This is a genomic window from Streptomyces sp. NPDC060205 (assembly GCF_042728395.1).
Classification (GTDB): Bacteria; Actinomycetota; Actinomycetes; order Streptomycetales; family Streptomycetaceae; genus Streptomyces.
Genome location: NZ_JBHWZP010000474.1, coordinates 1 through 5,520 on the forward strand (window position 1 = coordinate 1; position 5,520 = coordinate 5,520).

Below are 5,520 nucleotides of genomic sequence, written 5' to 3' on the forward strand. Positions count from 1 at the left end.
TTTCGGGCCCCGCCCCCGCGGGGGGCTGCGCGACCCCTCACCAGGGCCCCCCCCAACCCCCGCGGGCCCCCACCCGCGGGCTTTGTGTGGGGGTTGGCCGCCCCTCACCGGTTGGTGGCCCCTCGCCGGTCCGGCGGCCGGACTCAGTACCGGTACGGCTTGTACACGGGCATGCAGGCGTCCTTCTTGGAGCCGCTGAGGGCGTCCGCACTCTCGGGCAGGTCACCCGCCTTCGGAGTGGACTGCTTCGGATAGGCCGTGCCCTCCCGCCAGTCACTGCCGATGGTCAGCGTGGTGGTGACGGCATCGGCCGTGGCGCGTACCTGACCGCTCGGCACACCGACGGCCTCGGCCACGGACAGCGCGTTCGCCCGGCCCTGCGCCCCCGAGCTCTTCGGGTACGTGACCTGCGTCCGCGAGCTGGGATCGGGCTGCGCGCTCGCGGTGGCCTTGGCGAACCCCTTGCCCTGCAGGGCACCCGCGATCGCCGTGGCCCGGCTGCTCACCGGCGCCAGCTCGCTGTCCTCGCCCGCCGTGCCGTTGACGACCGTGACGGCCAGCCCCTCGGCGGGCGCCGCGGCGGGTCCGGTCGCCGCCGGGCTCGCGGACGCACCGCTCTTGCCCTTGCCGTCCTTGCCGCTCTTGCCGCCCTTGTCGAAGGAGATGTCGTCGCGGATCATCGACCACACCTTGTCCGCGTCCGTGGGCTTGGGGACCAGGTGGTTCAGGTTCTGCGGGTCCGTCACCGTGGGCATGGTCGTCATCGTGAAGCGGTCCATCGGCACGGACTTGAGCTTCATCCCCAGGTCGTACAGCTTCTTGACCGTACCGATCTCCTCGGAGACCTCAAGGGAGTCGGTGGCCGCCTCGGCCAGGCCCATCAGCCTGCCGCTGTCGGTGAAGGCGTTCTGGCCCTTCAGCGTGCGGATCATCGAGTTCATGTACATGTGCTGCGCCTTGGCACGGCCCAGGTCGCTCTCGAAGGCGTGCCGGGTGCGCAGCCACTGCAGGGCCTGCTTCCCCTTGATCTTGTGGCTGCCCGCCTCCAGCTTCAGACCGGAACCGCCGGGGACGCCCGGCAGCGGACGGTCCCACACGTTCTGCTCCACGCACACCTCGACACCGCCGATGGCGTCCGCCATCTTCACCACGCCGCCGAAGTCGACCATCATCCAGTGGTCGATGTAGACCCCGGTGAGGTTCTGCCAGGTGGCCAGCGTGCAGCCGGCCCCGCCGCGCTGCAGCGACATGTTGATGATGTTGTTCGTCGCCGGGTACGTCTCCCCGGTCTCGGGGTCCTCGCACTCGGGGATGTTCACCCGGGTGTCGCGCGGGATGCTCACCACGGAGGCGCTCTTGCGGTCCGCGGAGACATGCACCAGCATCTGGACGTCGGCCAGCGGCTTGCTGCCCACCTGGTCCCTGCTGCCGCCGAGCTTCACGTTCTCTTTCGAGTTGCGGCTGTCGGAGCCGAGCAACAGGATGTTCAGCGGCGTCTGACCGGCCGCGTTGGGCTCCGTCTTCTTGACGTCCGACTCGCCGTTGTTGCGCTTGCCCTTGTCTATGTTGCCGTTCAGATGGCGGTAGTAGAGGTATCCGGCGCCGGCCGTCCCGAGTATCAGCACCGCGAGGACCAGCGCGAACCACCGGAGTATGCGCCGGGGTTTGCCGCCCCGCCGCCTCGCCCGTCTGCCGCCGTCCCCGCCGTCGTCGCCACCGTTGCCGCCCGACGCGGTCCGCGCCCGTGGTACCCGCCGTGCCTGCGCGTCGCCGCCGCCCGGTTCTTCCGTCCGTGCGGAATCGTCACTTCGGCTTCGTTCCCCCGCATGCGAGGCGCGTGGACGAGCCCCCTCCCCACGCACACTGCTCTGCGCCATGTTCCTGCCTCCCCACCCTGCGCCTGACACAGGTCCGTCCTACGCCCTGTGAGACGTAGGACGGACCTGTTAGGTCACTTGGCGCACTCGACCTTGTCCGCCGTGGACTTCTCGACGTCCTCCGGCGCCGTCGACGGAGTGGTCAGAGAGACCCCGGCCCCCTTGAAGTCCTCACCGAGGGTCAGCGTGATCGCAGGAAGACCCTGGGAGTTGGTCACGCTCTTGCCCGGCTTCATGGCCGATCCGGACAGGCCCATGAGATCGGCGAGCCTGCGTGCCTGATCGGCCTGGTCGGGAGCGTACTCGACGGTTGTCTTCTTCAGCGTCGCTCCGGCGTTACCCGCGTTCTCGGACTTCGTGACGCCCTCTTCGAGCTGCAGCCAGTTGAGGGTCTCCTGCGCGGAACCGGCGACCGCGCCGCCGTTGAGGACCCGTACCCGGACCTCGGCGGGGTCGGCCTTGCTGCCCTTGAGGCGGGCGGCCTCGGCGGCCTTCTCCTTCTTCTTCTCCTGCTTGACCGCGGTGAGCGAGACGTCGTCCTTGATCAGGGCGAACATCTCCTTGGCCTTGGCCTCCTGGAGGACCACCGTGGCCTTGACCTTCTCGGTGGGGTTGTCGGCCACCGGCACGGTGGTGAAGGACAGGTTCTTGGTGGGGAACTTGCCCAGCTCGGTGCCGAGGTCACGCAGCTTCGTGATGCTGCTGATCTTCGAGTCGACGGTCAGCGCCTTGGTGCCCGCCTCCGCCAGCTTCAGCAGCTTGGTGGGGCTGGTGAGGGTGTCGTTCGACTTCAGCTTGCGCATCAGGGAGCTGAGGAACTGCTGCTGGATCTCGATCCGGCTGAGGTCGCCGCCGAAGCCCACGGAGTGGCGGGTACGGACGAAGGCGAGCGCCTCCTCGCCCTGGATGCTGTGCTCGCCCTTGGACAGCTTGAGATGGGAGTCCGGGTCGTCGATGTCCTTGGCGAGACACACGTCCACGCCGTCGACCGCCGTGGTCAGTGTCTTGACCGCGTTGAAGTCGGCGATCATGAAGTGGTCCATCTTGACGCCGGTGAGCGCGGTCACGGTCCGCATCGTGCAGCTCGGCGTCCGGCCCTCCTGGCCCAGGCTCTCGTTGAAGCGCGTGTTCAGCGTGCCGGGGATGACCTTGGTGGAACCATCCTCCTGCGTCGTCGGGCAGTCCGGGATGTCGGTGATCAGGTCACGCGGGATGCTCATCGCGGTGGCGTTCGTACGGTCCTTGGAGACATGCAGCAGCACCGTGGTGTCGGCATGCCCGGGGCTGTCCGAGTCGCCGTAGCCGTCGTTGCCGTCACCGGTGCGCTTGTCCGTGCCCACCAGGAGGACGTTGATCGCCCGGTCCTTGCTGAAGCCGCCGGTGCCCGCGCCGTCGTCGGAGACGGACGTGATGTTGCCGTTTAGATGCTTCCAGTAGAGGTACCCGGCGGTACTCGTACCGACGAGCAGGAAGGCCATCGTGCCGCCCGTCCAGAGCAGTATTTTCTTGCCCCGCGACTTCTTCGGCCTGCCCTTGCGCCGGCCGGGCGGCGGGCCCTCGGGCGCGCGGCGTCTGCGCGGGCCGGGCACACCGGGCTCCGGCGCCTCCTGCGGTGTCCCCTTCCGCTCCCGGCCGGGAGCGGTGCGTCCGCGCGGTGACGCGGTTTCGCCCGCCGTTCGGCGGGAACGGGGACCTGGGACCGTCGACTGCGGTGCGGAATTCTCCAGTCGCAGTTCGTAGTCGCCTGTGTTCGGGTTGAGTACCCACTGGTCTGCGGGGTCGATATCGTCCGCCCGCCCACGGCCTTGCGCGTCCACGGTTGCTTGAGTCCTCCGTCGGGGCCACGCGGCGTCTTTTCCCCCTCAAAAAGACGCTCGGTCAGTCGGTCCAACCGGTGCGCGGCCCTCAGGACATACCTCGGGCCGGGTGCACCGGATCGCTCACACTATCCGGCCGGATCAGCCACGAGCGACGACGGTGACGAATTCCACGTCCCTACAACCGGGCAATCCGCCCAATTCTTTGAACGTACGTTCCCGCTCTTGGTTTGCCCTTTACCCGGAGGCCTGTTCGGGCGTTAACCGCACACGTCCTCGGCGGCGGTGTTTCCCCGGAAAGTCGGCGGGGCGGTGGGTGCGGGGTCCGGTGCGGCCGAGGTCCCGCCGTCCCGCTTTTGGCCCGATGTGCCGTCGTCCGCATCCGAGTCGGGCCCAAATCGCCCCTTCTCGTCCCCGTCGCCCGGCCGATAGCGCTCGAAGTCGTACGAATAGCCGCGCCTGGCCGGCTCGTCGACCGGCTCCGGGCTGCTCCTTTTTGCGCCGGAATCCTCCGGAACTTCCCTGGCGACCTCCAGCGGCGCGTCCTTGCGCAGCCGCTCGAAGAGTTTCTCCGCCTCGGGTTCCACGAGCTGGTCGCGATTGGCGTCGAGTGCGTACGACTCCCTCGGCACGGTGAGGAATTGCACCCGTTCGGTGGGGATGTTGCGCATACCGCGCACCAGGTCGTACAGCCCCCGCAGGTTCGCCAGTCCCGGGTCGGTCGTGAGGGACGACGTCGCCGCGTCCAGCACGGGATAGAGCTTCGCCGGATTCAGCAGTACGTCGTTGCTGCGCACCTTGTTGACGAGGGCGCCCAGGAAACGCTGCTGGCGGTCCATCCGGTCGGTGTCGCTGCCGTCGCCGATGGTCTTGCGGGCCCGCACATAGCCGAGGGCCTGTTCGCCGTCGAGCCGCACCTTGCCCGCGGGCAGCCGCAGTTTCGCGGCGGGGTCGTCGATCGGCTCCTTCAGGCACACCTCGACGCCGTCGACCGCCTCGACCATGTCCTTGAACCCATGGAAGTCCACCACCATGTGATGGTCCACGCGCACACCGGTCAGCTTCTCGACGGTACGGATCGTGCAGGCCGGACCGCCCTTCTGGAAGGCGTAGTTGAACATCGAGAACACGGGTGCGCCGCGGGAGCCGTCCGACCGCAGGCAGCTCGGTATGTCGACCATGAGGTCGCGCGGCAGCGAGACGGCGGTCGCGCTGCGCCGGTTCGCCGCGAGGTGCAGCAGGATCGTGGTGTCGGAACGCTCGGTGCCGGAGTCCCTGCCGTACTTGCGGTTGCCGTCCCCGGACCGCGAGTCCGAGCCGATCAGCAGGATGTTCTGCGCGGCGCGTACGAGCGCGGTGGGCCGTTCCTTCTCGTAGCGGGCGAGTTCGGCGGCGGTGTCGTCGTCCGAGGTGATGTTGGCGTTCAGCTTCTCGTACACCGCCCAGCCGGCTCCCGCGGCGCCGACGAGGGTCACGGCGACGCCGATGCCCGTCCAGCGCAGCCAGCGTCTGCGGCGCCGGGCGACGCCGGTTCCGGTGGCTGCGGAGCCCTTGCCGGGCCCGGCCGTCCCGTCACCTCGCGTCCCGCCGCTCCGGCTCACCACGCCACCACCTCCCACCGCCCGTGCGCGCCCTCTACGACGATGACGCGCTTCGGGCCCGGGGGCCCAGGGTGGTGGTCCGAACGGGGGACGCCACTGGCTGCGGCCGAGCGGGCGCGCGCCTCAAAGACTGCCGAGCCGGTCGGAGACCCAGGTTCCGGTCCACACCACGTCGTTCGTCTCTTCTCTCTTCTCAGGGCGCGCCGGGGGCGCGTACTCCAGGGT

The 5,520-nt window shown here is 68.9% G+C and carries 3 protein-coding genes; all 3 read right to left on the reverse strand.

The window, feature by feature from the left end; translation table 11 throughout:
- Window positions 1-143 precede the first annotated feature (143 nt).
- The 3 genes from ACFWGJ_RS41265 to ACFWGJ_RS41275 all read right to left on the reverse strand — a co-directional run bounded on the left by ACFWGJ_RS41265 (window position 144) and on the right by ACFWGJ_RS41275 (window position 5,298).
- Window positions 144-1,877, reverse strand: coding sequence for an LCP family protein (locus ACFWGJ_RS41265; protein WP_387334101.1), 1,734 nt, complete (start codon window positions 1,875-1,877; stop codon window positions 144-146).
- 74 nt (window positions 1,878-1,951) lie between these two features.
- Window positions 1,952-3,694 carry an LCP family protein gene (locus ACFWGJ_RS41270; RefSeq protein WP_387334102.1) on the reverse strand — a complete coding sequence of 581 codons (1,743 nt, stop codon included), beginning with the start codon at window positions 3,692-3,694 and terminating at the stop codon, window positions 1,952-1,954.
- Between the two features lie 260 nt (window positions 3,695-3,954).
- Window positions 3,955-5,298, reverse strand: coding sequence for an LCP family protein (locus ACFWGJ_RS41275; protein WP_387334103.1), 1,344 nt, complete (start codon window positions 5,296-5,298; stop codon window positions 3,955-3,957).
- Between the last annotated feature and the right edge of the window lie 222 nt (window positions 5,299-5,520).